Source organism: Steroidobacter sp., from assembly GCF_036402275.1.
GTDB lineage: Bacteria > Pseudomonadota > Gammaproteobacteria > Steroidobacterales > Steroidobacteraceae > Steroidobacter.
On sequence record NZ_DASWTF010000033.1, the window covers coordinates 151818 to 169073 of the forward strand.

At 62.6% G+C, this 17256-nt stretch carries 12 protein-coding genes and 1 pseudogene; 6 read left to right on the top strand and 7 right to left on the bottom strand.

The features are described from left to right. Window positions 1-92: 92 nt before the first annotated feature. The 3 genes from VGD45_RS16200 to rluD form a co-directional block, all read right to left on the bottom strand. The gene (locus VGD45_RS16200) at window positions 93-944 is read right to left on the bottom strand and encodes a ZIP family metal transporter (protein WP_331156369.1); all 852 of its coding nucleotides are present in this window, start codon (window positions 942-944) and stop codon (window positions 93-95) included. Between the two features lie 138 nt (window positions 945-1082). After that, window positions 1083-1820 carry a peptidoglycan editing factor PgeF gene (gene pgeF, locus VGD45_RS16205; RefSeq protein ID WP_331156370.1) on the bottom strand — a complete coding sequence of 246 codons (738 nt, stop codon included), beginning with the start codon at window positions 1818-1820 and terminating at the stop codon, window positions 1083-1085. A gap of 4 nt (window positions 1821-1824) precedes the next feature. Continuing rightward, window positions 1825-2790 carry a 23S rRNA pseudouridine(1911/1915/1917) synthase RluD gene (rluD, locus tag VGD45_RS16210; RefSeq protein WP_331156371.1) on the bottom strand — a complete coding sequence of 322 codons (966 nt, stop codon included), beginning with the start codon at window positions 2788-2790 and terminating at the stop codon, window positions 1825-1827. Window positions 2791-2925: 135 nt separating this feature from the next. Between rluD and VGD45_RS16215 the strand changes: the two genes are divergently transcribed. Next, window positions 2926-3711, top strand: coding sequence for an outer membrane protein assembly factor BamD (locus tag VGD45_RS16215; protein WP_331156372.1), 786 nt, complete (start codon window positions 2926-2928; stop codon window positions 3709-3711). Window positions 3712-3742: 31 nt separating this feature from the next. Here the strand turns inward: VGD45_RS16215 and VGD45_RS16220 are convergent, their stop codons facing one another. From VGD45_RS16220 to sucC, 3 genes and pseudogenes are all read right to left on the bottom strand, one after another. Further along, window positions 3743-5374 carry an NAD+ synthase gene (locus VGD45_RS16220; protein WP_331156373.1) on the bottom strand — a complete coding sequence of 544 codons (1632 nt, stop codon included), beginning with the start codon at window positions 5372-5374 and terminating at the stop codon, window positions 3743-3745. 352 nt (window positions 5375-5726) lie between these two features. Then, window positions 5727-6596 (bottom strand): annotated as a pseudogene (sucD, locus tag VGD45_RS16225) (succinate--CoA ligase subunit alpha); the annotation flags it as partial. A gap of 42 nt (window positions 6597-6638) precedes the next feature. Further along, window positions 6639-7805, bottom strand: coding sequence for an ADP-forming succinate--CoA ligase subunit beta (sucC, locus tag VGD45_RS16230; RefSeq protein ID WP_331156374.1), 1167 nt, complete (start codon window positions 7803-7805; stop codon window positions 6639-6641). 144 nt (window positions 7806-7949) lie between these two features. Between sucC and VGD45_RS16235 the strand changes: the two genes are divergently transcribed. The 5 genes from VGD45_RS16235 to VGD45_RS34370 are packed head-to-tail and all read left to right on the top strand — an operon-like array spanning window position 7950 to window position 14626. Continuing rightward, window positions 7950-9635, top strand: a complete 1686-nt coding sequence (locus tag VGD45_RS16235) for a HAMP domain-containing sensor histidine kinase (protein ID WP_331156375.1) — start codon at window positions 7950-7952, stop codon at window positions 9633-9635. Next, the gene (locus VGD45_RS16240; RefSeq protein WP_331156376.1) at window positions 9632-10975 is read left to right on the top strand and encodes a sigma-54 dependent transcriptional regulator; all 1344 of its coding nucleotides are present in this window, start codon (window positions 9632-9634) and stop codon (window positions 10973-10975) included. The genes VGD45_RS16235 and VGD45_RS16240 overlap by 4 nt, the downstream gene beginning before the upstream one ends. A gap of 15 nt (window positions 10976-10990) precedes the next feature. Next, window positions 10991-12004 (top strand): glycosyltransferase, encoded by a 1014-nt coding sequence (locus VGD45_RS16245; RefSeq protein ID WP_331156377.1) that lies wholly within the window; start codon window positions 10991-10993, stop codon window positions 12002-12004. Further along, on the top strand, window positions 12001-12699 hold the full coding sequence (locus tag VGD45_RS16250; RefSeq protein ID WP_331156378.1) for a class I SAM-dependent methyltransferase: 699 nt from the start codon (window positions 12001-12003) through the stop codon (window positions 12697-12699). Before VGD45_RS16245 ends, VGD45_RS16250 begins: the two co-directional genes overlap by 4 nt. A gap of 31 nt (window positions 12700-12730) precedes the next feature. Then, window positions 12731-14626 (top strand): hypothetical protein, encoded by a 1896-nt coding sequence (locus VGD45_RS34370; RefSeq protein ID WP_414717583.1) that lies wholly within the window; start codon window positions 12731-12733, stop codon window positions 14624-14626. 1337 nt (window positions 14627-15963) lie between these two features. Here VGD45_RS34370 and VGD45_RS16260 read toward each other — a convergent pair. Continuing rightward, the gene (locus VGD45_RS16260) at window positions 15964-17196 is read right to left on the bottom strand and encodes a glycosyltransferase family 87 protein (RefSeq protein WP_331156380.1); all 1233 of its coding nucleotides are present in this window, start codon (window positions 17194-17196) and stop codon (window positions 15964-15966) included. Window positions 17197-17256: the final 60 nt, after the last annotated feature.

A 17256-nucleotide genomic window follows, 5' to 3' on the forward strand; every position in this document is an offset into this window, starting at 1 on the left:
CCTGCATCGGCGCCGTTTACCTGGCAGCGATCTGGGGCGAAAGGTCGGAAAATTCAACTGTGTTCCCGAGGCAGGCAGCTGCCTGCCTGGGATCAATGGGCCATGCTGTGGCTGAAGTAAATCACCGCCACGCCGAGCACGATGAACACGAGCTGCCAGGCCCCCGACCCCGGATCGACCTTGCGGTGGAGGCCCGGGATGAGGTCGGCGACGGCAATGTAAAGAAAGCTCGATGCCGCGATGGCAATGACGTAGGGCAGCACTTCCTGGACCTGGGCCATGGCGAAATACGCCACCACCCCACCGAGCACCGAAGTCACGCTGGCGACCAGATTGAGGGTCAGCGCCTTGAGGCGGCTCATGCCGCCGTTGAGCAGGATGGCCAGATCGCCCACTTCCTGCGGGATCTCGTGAGCGCACACGGCCATGGCCGTGACCACACCCAGGTGGACATCGGTCATGAAGGCCGCGGCGATGAGCACCCCGTCCAGCACGTTGTGAAAGCCATCGCCGATCAGGATCAGCATGGCCGAGGCGTGGTCCCGACCCTGCTGGTGGTTATGGTGGTGGTGATGATGGTTGTGGCCCATTGGATGAGCATGGGCGTGCGTGTGCCCATGCGGCTCCGGGTTCACGTGGACCTCGCAAACGTCGGCATGGCAGTGCCGCCAGAGCACCATCTTTTCCAGCACGAAGAACAGCAGCAGGCCGGCGAGGAGCGTCAGGCCGATCTCATGGGTGTCGGCGGCGCCTTTGGATTCGATGGCATGCGGCAGCAGACCGAGCAGCGCCGCGCTGAGCAAAGCACCGGTCGCAAAGCTCACCAGATGCGGCAGCACACGCGACCGAACATGGTCCGGCACAGCCAGGAACAGCGAGGCGGCCAGCGCGCTCAGTACGCCGCCGATGGCTGTGAATAAAACAATCCAGCTGAGCAGATGCATGTTTTGAAATTCGGGGCCGTCCGTCGCTGGCTGCCGCCGGCACGGACTGGGTCGCTAATGACGCTGTTGGTATGACCGGCAGGGTAGCATGCGTGTCAAGAGCCAGCCGGCGCGGGAAAGGCTTCCCGACAGCGCCTGCTAGGGTTCGAGCCAGACCAGCGTGCCCATGCGGCCCGTGCGGCTCTCGCGGCGGTACGAGAAGAAACGTTTGCTATCGGCGAAGCACTGAAAGCCGCCGCCGTACACGGCGGCGACGCCAAGCCGCGCCAGCTCGTTACGAGCCAATTGATATAAATCCGCCTGCCAGCGGCCGCGGGCATTGGTTTGAAACGCCGCCGCGTTGCCGGTATCGAGCTTCAGGAATTGCTCGCGAACTTCATCGCCGACCTCGAACGCGTCCTGCTCGATGGCGGGTCCGAGCCAGGCCATCAGTTGCCCCGAAGGAACATCGAGCGCTTCGATCGTGGCGCCCAACACGCCACCTGCCAGACCGCGCCAGCCGGCATGCGCGGCGCCCACGCGCGTTCCTTCCCGATCGCAAAAGAGCACGGGCAAACAATCGGCCGTCATTACGACGCAGACGGCGCCCGCGCTTCGCGCGAACGAAGCATCGGCATTCGGCACGGCCGCTGCGACTTGCGCGGCATCCACCACGTCCGTTCCGTGAACCTGATTCAACCACGCTGGTTCGGCCGGCAATGCGAGCGCGGCACGGAGCAAACGTCGGTTCTCGGCGACCGCGGCGGGATCATCTCCTACGTGCGAGCCCAGATTGAGGCTCGAAAACGGGCCTTCGCTGACCCCGCCCGTGCGCAGGGTCGCGGCCGCTTTTACTGGCGGCGGCGCGGGCCAGTCGGGAGTGATCCACTCGGGCATGAGCTCAACTCTTTTTGACTGACGCGGCGTCGCGCGCCAGCACTCCTAACAACGCTTGCATATCGTCGGGCAGCGCCGCTTCGTTCTCGACAGGTTTGCCGCTCACTGGATGCTCGAACGCGAGCCGCGCCGCATGTAGCGCCTGACGCTTGAACCCGCGCAATGCTTCGATCAACTCGGGAGCCGCGCCCTTCGGCAACAGCATGCGCCCGCCGTACACACGATCGCCCACCAGCGGATAGTGAATATGCATCATGTGAACGCGGATCTGATGGGTGCGGCCGGACTCCAGTTTCAGCCGCACATGAGTGTGGCCTCGGAACCGTGTGACCACTCGATAGTGCGTCACTGCCTCGCGACCATCCTCACGCACAGCCATCTTGAGACGATCGACCGGATGACGACCGATGGGAGCATCGACCACACCGCCGCCCGTCATCACTCCAACGCAGACCGCCTCGTACTCGCGCTCCACTTCGCGCGCCTCGATGGCGCGCACCAGCGCTGTATGAGCCTCGACTGTGCGAGCCACGACCATCAACCCGCTGGTGTCTTTATCGAGTCGATGGACGATGCCGGCGCGCGGCACCTGGGCCAACTTTGTGTCGAAATGTAACAACGCATTCTGCAAAGTGCCGGCGGCGTTGCCCGCCCCCGGATGAACAACCAGCCCGGCCGGCTTGTTGATCACCAGCACGTGCTTGTCCTCGTGGACGATGTTCAGCCCGATCTGCTCGGGCTCCACGTTCACCGCGTCCGGCAGGGTGGCCCGGATTTCGACGCTCTCCCCGCCCAAAACCTTGTCCTTGGGCCGTAATTTCGCGCCGTTCACCAGCACCTCGCCGGCGTCGATCCACTCTTTGATGCGGGTTCGGGAATACCCTTCGAGCAATTCGGCGAGCACCTGGTCCAGGCGTTGCCCGGCGTGCTCGAACGGAACGGTCAGTTGGTGATGGACGGCTTGGGACATATCGGGGGGAACTGTGGCTATACTCGCCGCCTCCAATAGCCTGATAGGGCCCGCGGGCCCGCTATGGACACAGCCGAGGCGTTCAAAAGCCCGGCACGAGTACTAGAATCGCTTGCAAAGGGCCTGAATTCTCGCATGCGGATCATCGTCTTGACCACGGCAGCGCTGCTGGCGCTGAACCTCTCCGGCTGCGGCAACAAGCCACGCGAGCAGGTCGGCAACGCCGATAAGCTCTACGAGCTGGCCAAACGGGCCTCGGATAACGGCAACTATCGCGACGCCACCCAGTATTACGAGCAGCTGGAGGCGCGGTTTCCGTTCACCAACGCCGCCCGCCAGGGTCAGCTGGACCTGATGTACGCCTACTACAAGAACCGCGAGCCGGAGGCGGCCATCGACCAGGCGGACCAGTTCATCCGCGAAAATCCGGCCCATCCGCGCGTCGATTACGCCTACTACATCAAGGGCCTGACCCAGTTCGAGCGCAACCCGAACTTCCTGGAGCGCTGGTTCAACGCCGACCTGTCGCAGCGTCCGCCGATCGACGCGCGTAAGTCGTTCCAGTCGTTCCAGACGCTGGTCCAGCGGTTCCCGAGCAGCGAATACGCCGAGGATTCCCGGCAGCGCATGGTCTTCCTGCGCAACCGCCTTGCCTCCTACGAGGTGTACGTGGCCGGCCATTACCTTGAGCGCGGCGCCTATGTGGGCGCGATCAACCGCGCCAAGTACGCTATCGAGAACTACGACGGCTCACCGCAGATCCGCCAGGCGCTGCAGATCATGGCCGAGTCGTATCGCCGCCTGGGGATGACGGACCTCGCCGCCGACACCGAGAAGGTGCTGAGCGAGAACTATGCGAATCTGAATCAGCCGGCGGTCGAGCCCGAGCAGGGCAAGGATCACTGGTGGAAGTTCTGGTAGGACTCTGAGGTCGAGGCCGTCGCGGACGGCCTCAGACCTTCGACTTGTAACCCGATGTAATCGGATAGCGCCAGTCGCGGCCGAAGGCGCGGTCGCTGATTCTCACGCCCGGCGGGGCCTGGCGACGTTTGTATTCGTTGCGCTTCACCATCTCGAGCACCCGCCCCACCGTTGCGCGATCGAAGCCGCGCGCAGTGATCTCGTCCACCGACAGGTTGTCCTCGATGAACAGCTCCAGAATGGCGTCGAGCACGTCGTACTCGGGCAGTGAGTCCGAATCTTTCTGATCGTGACGCAACTCGGCCGACGGCGGCCGCTCGATGACACGCTCCGGAATCACGCGGCCAATCGAGTTGCGGTATTTCGCCAGCCGATACACCAGCATCTTGCTGCAGTCCTTAATGGGCGCGAAGCCGCCGGCCATGTCGCCATACAACGTGGCGTAGCCCACCGCCATCTCGCTCTTGTTGCCGGTCGTGAGCACCATGCGACCGGTCTTGTTCGAGATCGCCATCAGCAGCAGGCCGCGGCTGCGAGCCTGGATGTTTTCTTCAGTGGTGTCGGGCTTGCGGCCGGCGAACACGTCTTTGAGCGCATCGAGGGCGGTGGCGAACATGCCTTCGATGGAAATCACGTCGTAGCGGATGCCGAGTGTGTTCGCTTCGGCGGCGGCGTCATCGAGACTCCATTGCGACGTATAGCGTGACGGCATCATGACCGCATGCACGCGGTCGGCGCCGAGCGCGTCGACGGCAATGGCTAATGTCAGCGCGGAGTCGATGCCACCTGAGAGTCCGAGCACGATGCCCGGAAAACCGTGCTTGGTGACGTAGTCGCGCACGCCCATGACAAGGGCGTTGTACACGCTCGCCTCTTCCGACAACGGCGGCTCGATGTGCGCGGGCCGCGGAACGGCGCGACCGTCGACGAGATCCACGTCGACAGGAAACAAACCTTCCACGAACGGCGCGACGCGCTGGACGACCTCGCCCTGCGCATTCATCACGAACGATCCACCGTCGAATACCAGCTCATCCTGGCCGCCCAACAGATTCACATAGACGACGGGCAAGCCCGTGTCTTTCACACGCGTGCGGACGACTTCTTCACGCCGCTCCTGATAGCGCAGCGAATAAGGCGAACCGTTGATGACGACAATGAGCTGCGCGCCATTTGCCTTGGCGGCGCGGGCGGGACCGGGCTCCCAGATGTCTTCGCAGATCAGCAGCGCGACGCGCATTCCCTTGATCTCGAAGATGCAGGTGTCGAGACCGTGCTCGAAGTAGCGCTTCTCGTCGAACACGCTGTAGTTCGGCAGCTCCTGCTTTCGATAATTCGCCACCATCGCGCCATCGCGCAGAATCGCGGCGGCGTTGTAGATGCCTTCCTCGGCGTACTCCGGATAGCCAGCGACGACCGAGATGCCGCTGATCTCACCGCGTACCCGATCCAACGCAGTTTTGACCTGCCGGCGCAGGCCGCTGTGGAACAACAAATCCTCGGGGGGATAGCCGGAGAGACTCAGCTCCGGAAACAACACCAGATCGGCGCGCAGCTCATCCCTGGCCTTGGCGGAGGCATCGATCAATCGCTGCGCATTCCCTGCGACATCTCCGACGAACAGGTTGAGCTGAGCGAGCGCGATGCGCAGAGAGGCGGACATGGCCTTGATGATACCGCTTGCGGAAAAGAGACAATCGGCGGCCAGAACGTGCTCGCGGCGGATGAAACACCCGCCGCGAGCCTGACCTCAGTTACTTCTTGCGAGCCGGCTTGGTCTTCGATTTGGCCGGCGCGGCCTTCTTGGACACTTTCTCGGCTGGGGCTTTCTTGGCCGGAGCCTTCTTGGTCGCCGGAGCCTTCTTGGCGGCCGCGGCGGCCTTCACCGGCTTCTTGGCGGCAGGCGCTTTACCAGCCGGCTTCTTGGCGGCCGGAGCAGCTTTGGCTGCCGGCTTCTTCGCAGCGGAAGCGCCCTTCTTCGCAGGCAGCGACACGACCTTGCTCTTGCGGCCGGACTTGCCGAGCTGCTCGGTGATGGCCTTGCCGAGGTCGGCGGGGCTCTTCACCGTGCGAACGCCAGCGCGCTCGAGGGCCGCGAACTTATCGGCCGCGGTGCCCTTGCCGCCGGAGACGATGGCGCCGGCATGGCCCATGCGCTTGCCCGGAGGCGCGGTCACGCCGGCGATGTACGCGACCACCGGCTTGGAAACATTTTCACGGATGAAGTCGGCAGCCGCTTCTTCATCGGCGCCGCCGATTTCGCCGACCATGATGATGCCTTCGGTCTGCGGATCTTCTTCGAAGCGCGCCAGCACGTCGATGAAGTTCATGCCGCGCACCGGATCGCCGCCGATGCCCACGCAGGTGCTCTGGCCGAGGCCCGCGTTGGTGGTCTGGAACACGGCTTCGTAAGTCAGCGTGCCGGAGCGCGACACGATGCCGACCTTGCCCGGCTTGTGAATGAAGCCCGGCATGATGCCGATCTTGGCTTCGCCCGGAGTGATGATGCCGGGGCAGTTGGGACCGATGAGCAGGCTGCCGTAGGACTGCAGCGATGCCTTCACCTTGACCATGTCGTTCACCGGAATGCCTTCGGTGATGGCGACGATGAGCTCGATGCCGGCGTCGGCCGCTTCGATGATGGCGTCGGCCGCGAACGGCGCCGGCACGTAGATCATGCTGACGGTCGCGCCGGTTTCCTGCACCGCTTCACGCGCAGTGTTGAACACCGGCAGGTTGAGGTGGGTTTCGCCACCGCGGCCCGGCGTCACGCCGCCGACCACTTTGGTGCCGTAAGCGATGCACTGCTCGGAATGGAACGTGCCTTGCTTGCCAGTGAAGCCCTGGCAAATAACGCGCGTGTTCTTGTTGACGAGAATAGACATGGTAGTGCTGATATCTGTTAACGGTTGAACGGAGCGCGAGGCTTACTTCGACTTGGCGGCGGCCACGACCTTCTTGGCCGCGTCCGTCAGGTCGCTGGCCGGCGTGATCGCAAGGCCACTGTCGGCCAGGATCTTGCGGCCCAGCTCGGCATTGGTGCCTTCGATGCGCACCACCACCGGCACGCTCACGCCCACGTCCTTCACGGCGTGGATGATGCCTTCGGCGATCATGTCGCAGCGGACGATGCCGCCGAAAATGTTCACCAGAATGGCGCGAACGTTCTTGTTCGAAAGAATCAGATTGAACGCCTCGGTGACGCGCTCGCGCGTGGCGCCGCCGCCCACATCGAGGAAGTTGGCCGGCGAACCGCCGTGCAACTGAATCAGGTCCATGGTGGCCATCGCGAGGCCGGCGCCATTCACCATGCACGCGATATCGCCATCGAGCGACACGTAGTTCAGCTCGTGCTCGGCCGCGGCGCGCTCCATCGCGTCTTCCTGGCTGGCGTCACGCCACTTGGCGAGGTCCTTCTGACGGAACAGCGCGTTGTCTTCGATGTTGATCTTGGCGTCGAGCGCGACCAGCTTGCCGGCGTCGGTCACGATCAGCGGATTGACCTCGAGCAGGCTGCAGTCCTTTTCCAGGTACAGCTTGTACAGCGCCTGTGCGATCTTGCCGAACTCGGCGATCTGATCGCCTTCGAGCCCGAGCCCGTAAGCGAGCACGCGGGTCTGCGACGGCTGCAGGCCGGTGGCGGGATTGATGTTCACGCGGATGATTTTTTCCGGCGTGTGGGCCGCGACTTCCTCGATGTCCATGCCGCCGGCGGCGGAGGCGATGAAGGCGATGTGGCCTTTGTCGCGATTGAGCACGAGGCTCAGATACAGCTCGCGCGCGATCTTCGAGCCCTGCTCGACGAACACCTGGCGGATCGGCAGACCTTCCGGACCGGTCTGATGCGTGACCAGCCGCTGGCCGATCATGGCTTCGGCCGCCTTGTCAGCCGCTTCTGGCGAGTCGACCAGCTTGACGCCGCCGGCCTTGCCGCGGCCGCCCGCGTGAACCTGTGCCTTGACGACCCATTTCGATCCGCCAAGCTTGCGGGCCGCTTCCGCAGCTTCGCTGCCGGTGGCCGCGACGAGGCCCTTCGGGACCGGGATGCCGTAACTGGCGAACAATTCTTTCGACTGGTATTCGTGCAGGTTCATGGGCGCCTGAGATGAGGTCTAGCTGAATCCGGGGACCGGGTAAAATCGCGTGCTGTCCAAAATAACGACAGTCAAAGGCCGCGTATTCTGGAGGAATTCGGCCGCGATGCAAAGGCGAACGCTTGAAATGACGGAGAACTTTTGTTGAAAGCCGCCGAATCGGCCTCGGAATCCACGCCTTCGCGAGCGACGAACGCTGCCTTCGAGCCGTCGACAGCGCTGCCGTGGGGTTCCTCGACGGAGCTCGCCTGGCGCGTGCTGGCGCTCGTCAATCTGTTTCGCCTGCTGATTCCGCTGCTGTTGATGGTGCTGTATTGGACGCTCGAGCCGCGCCTGGTGGGCCAGGCGAACTCGCAGATGTTCTTCATCACCAACATCGCGTATTTCCTGTTCGCCGCGCTGTCCATTCCGAGCGTCAAGCGGCGCTGGCCCGATCGCCTGGTGCAGACCGCGTTCAATGTCGGTGTCGACGTGCTCGCCATTTCGCTGCTCACATATTCGAGCGGCGGAATGAACAGCGGCCTCGGCGCACTGCTCGTGCTTCCAATTGGTGCAGCGAGCTTTGTCGTCGGACAGCGACTGGCGCTGATGTTCGCCGCCGTGGCCGCGCTCGCCCTATTGTTACAGCAAGCTTTCACGACGCTCGCCGCGACCAGCGATCCGGGTGATTTCGCTTCCGCCGGCATCGTCGGCGCACTCATGTTCATCGTCACGCTCGGCGTGGGGCCACTGGCGCGCAATTTGAGGGAGAGTGAAGAGCGCGTACGCCAACGTGAAGTCGACGTGGCCAACCTCGCCGAGTTGAATCAATTCATCGTGCAACATTTGCGTGAGAGTATTTTGGTCGTGGATGACCACGACGTGATCCGTCTGATCAACGAGTCCGCGGCTTCCATGCTGTACGGCAATCCGGTGCCAGCGGGCATTCCGCTGAGCGAAGTCTCGCCACGACTGCTGTATCTACTCGATACCTGGCGTCGTCACTCTTATGACTGGCAGCTGAGCTCGCTGTCGTTGATGACGTTCGATGGCAGCAGCCTCGTGCAGCCGCATTTCGTGTCCCTACGCAGCAGCGGCGGTGGCGGGCCGACGTTGATCTTCCTCGAAGACACCACGCTCATCGCGGAGCGCGTTCAGCAATCCAAGCTCGCGGCGCTCGGACGGCTGAGCGCCAGCATCGCGCACGAGATTCGCAATCCGGTGGGCGCCATGAGCCATGCGGCTCAATTGCTGGGCGAAGCTCCGCAACTGACGGCGCAGGAACGCCGCCTCACCGACATCATTACCAAGAACGGCGAGCGGGTCAGCACGATCATCAATAACGTATTACAGTTGTCGCGCCGGGACTCCACGCGCCCGGAGCGCATCGAGCTCAACGGCTGGCTCGAAGACTTCGTGGGCGAATTCCGGCAGACCTCGCAGATCGACGCCAGCAAGCTGTACATCACCACCTCCGCGCCGGAGCTGGAAGTGCGCATCGACCCCTCGCACCTGCACCAACTTATGTGGAATCTGTGCGAGAACGCACTGAAGTACGGCCGCAAGTTCGATTCCAATGACGCCATCGAGATCCGCACCGGGCGCATCTCGACCTCCGAGCGGCCCATGCTGGAGGTGCTGGATCGCGGCCCGGGCATTTCGCAGCCCGACGCCGAACGCATTTTCGAGCCGTTTTTCACGGCCGGTAAGGGCGGCACGGGCCTTGGGTTGTTCATCGCAAGAGAGCTGGCCCAGTGCAACCGCGCCGTGCTGATTTATGAGCCCCGCCAGGGGGGTGGTAGTATTTTTCGTCTCGTGTTCGCCGATCCACAACGTTGGGAAACACAGTGAAGAAGCCCCGCGCGCTCGTCGTGGACGACGAGCCGGACATCCGCGAGCTGCTGAGCATCACGCTCGAGAGAATGAATCTCGAGGTGACCGCGGCCGACACGATTGGCGCAGCCACGCGTGAGCTGCGCGCCAGTCCATTCGATCTTTGCCTCACCGACATGCGCATGCCGGATGGCGACGGTTTGAGCCTGGTCGAATGGATTCAAACCCATAAGCCACAGACGCCGGTCGCGGTCATCACCGCGCACGGCAATGTCGAAACGGCGGTGCGCGCGCTGAAACTCGGCGCGTTCGATTTCATTTCCAAGCCGGTCGACGTGGCAGCGCTGCGCAGGCTCATCAACTCCACGCTCAAGCTGGGCGGATCGATCGAGAACACCATGCAGCTGCCGCAAGTGAAGCTGCTCGGCGGCTCGCGCGTGATGGAGCAACTACGCGAAATGATCGAACGCGTGGCGCGCAGCCAGGCGCCCGTGCACATCTACGGTGAGTCCGGCACTGGCAAGGAGCTGGTCGCGCATTTGATTCATGAAGCCGGTCCACGGCGCGACGGGCCCTTCGTGCCCGTGAACTGCGGCGCGATTCCCACCGAACTGATGGAAAGCGAGCTGTTCGGCCATCGCAAGGGCAGCTTCACCGGCGCGGTCACCGACAAGCAGGGCCTGATCCAATCCGCCGAAGGCGGCACCTTGTTCCTGGATGAAATCGCCGACCTGCCGCTGCACATGCAGGTGAAGCTGTTGCGCGTCATTCAGGAGAAGAGCGTGCGGCCAGTCGGCGACTCGCGCGAGCAGCCCATCGACGTGCGCATTCTTTCCGCCACTCACAAGAATCTCGCCGCGCTGGTCGCGGAAGGCAAGTTCCGCGAGGACTTGTTCTATCGCGTGAACGTGATCGAGATTCGCGTGCCGCCGCTGCGTGAACGACTGGAAGATATCGACGAACTGGTCGACTCCATCGTCACCAAGCTCGGCCGGCAAATCGGCAACCGCTCCTTGCGTATCACCGACACGGCTTCGCGAGCGCTGCGCGATTATCACTTCCCCGGCAACGTGCGCGAGCTGGAGAACGTGCTGGAGCGCGCCGCTACATTGTGCGCGAACGGCGTGATCGACATCGGCGATCTGCAGCTGCGGCCGAAAGTGGCCGCCACGGAAGTGCCGATTCCGAACAGCGTCGCGCCCGGCGAGCGGCTCGGCGACGCGCTGGAAGACATCGAGCGCGACGCCATCGTGCGCGCGCTGGAACAGACGCGTTACAACAAGACCAAGGCCGCGCAACTGCTGGGCATGACGTTTCGCTCGCTGCGATATCGGATCAAGAAGCTCGGGATCGAATAACCGCCATCAGAAGTCATGACTTCCACTCCGGCCTCGTTCAATCCTGACGTGACGCAACGGACCGCGGCAGCAAACATCGCCGCGCTCGCGCCTCGTATCGCGGTACTGATCCCTTGCTACAACGAGGCCGAGGCCATCGAAACGGTGGTCAAGGACTTCGCCGCCGCGCTGCCGACGGCGACGATCTACGTTTACGACAACAACTCGAAGGACGACACGAAAGCCCGCGCCGCGCGCGCCGGCGCCATCGTCCGCACGGAAACATTTCAGGGCAAAGGCAACGTCGTCCGGCGCATGTTCGCGGACATCGAAGCGGAAGCGTATGTGCTCGTCGATGGCGACGGCACTTACGACGCCGCGAGTGCGGCTGTCATGGTCGATACTTTGCTTGCGAACTCGCTCGACATGGTCAACGGCTCGCGCGTGCCGGTTTCCTCCGCGGCGTTTCGTCCTGGTCATGTATTCGGCAACAAGCTGCTGACCGGCACGGTCGCCGCGATCTTCGGCAATCGTTTGAAGGACATGTTATCGGGTTACCGCGTCTTCTCGCGACGGTTCGTGAAATCGTTTCCGGCACTCGCAACCGGCTTTGAAACCGAGACCGAACTCACTGTGCACGCGCTCGAACTGCGCTTGCCGCTGGCTGAAATCCAGACGCCGTATCGCGATCGCCCGCCGGGCTCGAAGAGCAAGCTGAATACGTTCCGCGACGGCTTCCGCATCCTACGCACCATCGTTTATCTGGTGAAGGAAGAGCGGCCCATGCAGTTCTTCTCGCTGCTGGCGCTGGCGCTATTCGTCGCTTCGCTGGCGCTCGGCTGGCCGGTGGTCGTGACCTTTCTTCAGACCGGACTCGTGCCGCGACTGCCGACGGCGGTGTTGGCGGTGGGCATCATGATTCTTGCTGCCGTCAGCTTCATCGCTGGCTTGATCCTGGACACCGTCACGCTGAGCCGGCGTGAAATGAAACGTTTGCACTATCTGGGCTTGCAGGGCCCGACGTTTCGGGAACGGCGGCGAGCGCCATGAGCACTCAGCCCACCGAAGCCTATACGGGCGTCGACAATCTCGAAGTAATGCAGGAGGCGGTGAACTACAACCGCTATCTGCTCGACACCGTGCGCAAACAAGCGCCAGCCCGCGGCAAAGTGCTGGATTTCGGCGCCGGCGGCGGCCAGTTCGCCGCGCCGCTGAGCAAGCACGGCATGGACATCACCGCACTGGAGCCCGACCAGTTCTTGCAACAGCGGCTGCATGCGCAGGGCTTGAGCGTCGTCGGCTCGACGCAGGAGTTGGCCGACGCCTCCATCGACTATATCTACACGCTCAACGTGCTGGAGCACATCGACGACGACGAGGCGGCGCTACGCAGTCTGCATGCGAAGCTGACCGCCAAAGGAAAATTACTGATCTACGTTCCGGCGTTTCCAGTGCTGTACACGAGCATGGACGCAAAGGTCGGTCACGTGCGGCGCTACACCCGCAGCACGCTGGCCGCTCGCGTGAGCGCCGCTGGTTTCCGCATCGAGCGGATTGGATATACCGATTCGATCGGGTTCTTCGCCACGCTGGCGTTCAAGCTGATCGGCAACAAGGACGGCGACGTAAGCCTCGGGGCGTTGAAGTTATACGACCGCGCGATATTTCCTCTCAGCCGCGCGCTGGATCTGGTAGCGCGACGCTGGTTCGGCAAGAACCTTCTGCTGGTCGCAAGCAAGTCATAAAGACGTTCCTCACTTAGAGATCCTGCGACCGATGCCCTCCATTGCGAATCGATGGATTCTCCCGGCCATCTGGCTGGCGGTGAGCGTGTTCGCGGCGTTGACGTGCAGCGTGCAGTACTCCAGCGCCCGGCTGCACGATGAGTTCATTCCGGTCGGCAACGACTCCTTCTATCACGCCCGTCGCATCGTCGACGCCGTGCGTGCACCGGAAGATTTCTATCAATTCGACGCGAAGATCCATGCGCCCGAGGGCAGCTTGCTGGTATGGCCCTGGGGTTATGACTATTTGATGGCAGGCATCGTGCGCACCGGCATGGCGCTGGGGCTCAGCTCGGATCCCATGGCGATCCTGGTGTGGATTCCGGTGGCCGCGTTGTTTCTTTCCATCGGGCTCACGGTCACGATCGGCCGTCAGCTGTCGCTTTCCGCCCCGTTGATCCTGCTGGCCGCACTGTGCATGGCGTGTGCGCCATCGACTCGCCTGCTGCACGGAGTCGGAGAGATCGACCACCATTTTGCCGAGCTGATGTTTCTGCTGGCCTCGCTGGCGGCAGGGCTCGCCTGGTTCTTACGGCCGAGTGTACCAGCCGCCGTACTGCTGGGAGCCACGCTCGGCATCGCGCCTGCGATTCACAATGGTTTGTTCGTTCTGCAGGTCCCGTTGCTCGCAACGTTCCTGCTGCGTTGGCTGCAGGGGCTGAGCACTCCACCTCGCCCGACCCTCGTGCTCGCGCTCACCTTAGTGCTGACGACGTTCGCGGTGCTGGCGCCCTCGATGGCGTTCCAAACGGGCCGATTCGAGTTCTATACGTTGTCGTGGTTTCACGCGTACATCGCGGCCGCGACCGCAGTGCTGGTCCTCTTCCTGAACAGGATGCCGGCTACGCGCAACTCCATGCTCACGCTGGCGGCCATCGGGGCGGGCCTGCTCTACGGGGTTTTCAGCCAACTGGACATCGCCGCGGGTTTTCTCGGCGGCACCTTCGAACGGCTGAAGCTGATCCAGGAAATGCAATCGCCGTTCGAGCGGGCTGCACGCGACTGGATCGGGCTGACGAAGTTCTACTCATTCCTCATCTGGCTCGCGCCGATCACGTTGATCGTGTGCGCCGTACAGTCCTGGCGGCAACGCAATTCGCCACTGCTGCTCTTCTGGGTCACCGCGACTTTCGGACTGGTGCTGCTGTCCACGCAGATGCGCATGCACTATTTCGGCAGCTTCGCGTTGTATCTGCCTTGGTTGATTCTCGCTCAGGAATTCGCGAGCAAGCGTCCGGAACATCGTCGAAGCTTGCTGCTAGGCACCTCACTGGCGCTATTGCTGGCGTACGCTCCGCAACTCCGCAACGAGCTGCTCAACGCCCCGCCCAAGGCGGCCGATGTCTGGTACGAGCGCATGGAGCCGCTGCTGCCGATCTTGCGGGATGCTTGCGCCGAGGATCCCGGCATCGTGCTGGCCGATACCAACGCGGGACATTACATCCGCTACGCGACCGACTGCTCGGTGATTGCAAACAACTTTCTGCTGACGCCGCAGCACTTCGCGAAGGCGGACCGGGTCGATCAGCTGTTCTCGCTGTCCGCCAGCGAACTGTTGACGGCTGCTCCGTATCCGAAATACGTCCTGGTGCGAGCCGGGAGCATCGCGCGCGCCGCGGGCGGCGGTTATCGCCTTAACTTTTTCGGCCCAAGCCCGCATCGGCTGGCGCCGGAGCTTTTGTCCTCGCCCGCGGGCTCGCTGCCCTCGCAATACCGGCTGCTAGGAACGGTCCCGCTGCCGATGGTCCCGGGCGTTGCCTATGCGAAGCTTTATAAGATTGACCAGACTGACAGCCGCGGTCGCCGTGAGCACGAAGAACAACGGCTCGATCAGAAAGCGATAGCGAAAATTCTCCCCGAGCTCGAGCATCGTGCCGACCGCATATAAATAAACGGCGGTCAGGACGATGAAGCCCATGACGATGGCTCTGGGCTTGGCTTCGGCCACCCCTCTCAGCACCCCTTGCCGCGCCTGCCAATAGCCGTAAGGCAGCACCAGCAGCCAAAGCGCGATCATTGCTTTGGAGACGTTCATTTCGAGCGTCCACCCGGTGTTGAGCCCGAAATGCGGTTGATCCACCACATTCGACGCCGCGCTCACGCCATACAACAGCGGGTTGAACCATCGTTCCATCGGCGCCACGGCCGCGCGATTGTGAGCGCTGAAGTACATGTTCATGTTGGACGGCGAGAAGAACAATCCATTCGCAAGCACCAAGCCGTACACGTAATTGAACGGGTACCTGCGGATCGTCGTCAGCGCATCCTGCTTGTAATACTCACCGATGAGGACGATCTGCCGGTTGTTGAAGTTGTAGCGGCCGGTCGACTTCCGCACCTGGTCGAGAACCGGGATGCCGGACGGCGGCAGTTGCTGGGGCGTGAACAATTTGTCCATCTCGCGATAACGCGAGACCAGCGCGAAAGGCGTCAGTCGTCCATCCGCCACGAGCGGCTGCAATTCCTGTCGCGTCGCCACCAGGGTGGAAATGTTCGACAGGCCCAGCCCCATCCACGTGCTGCTCGAGAACACGCCGAAGTAGTAGTAGTTCTTGCCATACCACGCAGCCACCACCAGCAGCGGCACGATCGCCGCAAGCAACGCTTCTTTGCGCCGCTCGCGTAGGCAGGCAAATAGCGCCACCGCGACCAAAATCATCCACGCGAGGTGAAACAGGCTGCGCGTCAGCAACAGGATCGCCAGCACACCGAAGAACGCCGCGCACCACTTTGTCTGACGCGTCTCGACGTAGCGATACAGCATCCAGGCGGAGACCGTCAGCATGATGGCGGCCGGAAAGCTGTACATCAGCCAATTCTCGTAGAGCACGAAGGACGGGCTGAACACCATCAGCCCCGTGGCAGCGACAGCCGCCGCCCGCGCGCCGCTGAGCCGCAGGGTGAGCACGTACACAGTCGCGGCAGCCAGCAGTCCGAGGAGATGAAAGACGACACTGAAGAAAATGTCGGCACGGACGCCGAATAGTTTCAGGCCCAGACCCGCAAACAGGTTCAGCAAGGGCGGATTCGCGTGGTAGTACCACAGCGATTCGAGCAGCCGCGTCTTCAGCAACTCCACGTCGATGAACTGCATGTAGTTGGGCAAGGTAGACGCGTCGAACTCCACCCCGAGCCAGGCATACAGCAGGCGCGAGCTCACGAACAACCCGGCGATCACCCACAGATCGCCCCGAGCGAGGCCGAGGGTGGCGAAAACGCGAGCGATCATGGCTTGAAAGACGTATTGAGGGGCTCTCGCCGCATCTGTTGCGCGTGCAATGCCAGCGCGGCCAGGCCCATGAGCAGCAGCACCGGCGAGATCGGCAGGTTCGAACGGCCCAGATTGGTCACGCAGGGCGAGAGGGCCGCGATGATGCTCACCATGATCAACGCGAAACGGCTCAACGATTGAGAACCGACCAGTAACGCCGCGATGACGCCAAGCGCTCCCATGTCGTAATTGAAAGCATAGGGCGAGATCACGAACGTGCCGCACGCCAGCGTGAATATTCGTTGCAGCGGATCGGTTTGCCAGCGCCATGCCCAGAGCACCACGGCTGCGCCGGCGATCGAGAACGGCCATTGCACCATGTATGCCGTGTCGGGCGTGTAATCGAGAGTGCGCATGCTCGCGAACACAGTCGGCATCATGCGGAGGAAGAGGCCAGACCAGTCCGTCATGACCGAGCGCTGATAGTCGAGCGTCTCCGTCAGATAAGACGCCCAACTCTGTGTTCCGTACCAAGCGGCCGACAACGCCACCAGTGCTACGGTGAACAAGGCCGACCAGCCGATCGTGCGCCAATTGCGATCCAACACCAGCAGCACGGGGATCAGCACACCCAGCTGCGGCTTGATCGTCAGCAGGGCGAACGCCAGGCCTGCGGCGACCGGCCGCGACTTCATCCAGGCCAGTCCGAACAACAGCAGGGCGCCGGTCAGGAACCCGTTCTGAGTGGTGTAGATCATCAGCAGTGAGTAACCGAAGACGGCCAGCGCCAGCAGCGGCACAGATGAATTCGGCGCATAGGCGCGCCGAAACACCAGCGTGGCCATCACGAACAGCGCGAAGGTCGCTGTCAGGAACGCAACCATCGCCGCCTTGTAGCTCAGCAGGCCCAACGGCCACAGCAACAACAGGAAGTGCGGCGGGTAACCCCAATTGTGAATGGGGTAGTTCGCGCCGAACGTGGCTTCCAGATGCCCGTAGTAGACCGGAAAGGAGAACAGATCCTGCTGCATGCCGGCCGTCGTCATCACGCCCGCCATCCAATAATTGACGAAATCCACGTCGATGACGTTCAGCGGATAGCCCTCGCCAAGCATCCCGGCCGTGAAATCGATCAATAGCGGCGCATGAGTGACCAGCGCCAGCAAGGTGAGTACGCCGATGCACAACAAGGCGGGATTGCCAGCAAGGCGCGTGCGTACGCTTACGGCATTTTCGACTGCGTCCATGTGTATTCAGCGAGCATCGCAGTGACGAGCGGCAGCGCATTCTATCGACTCATCGCCAAA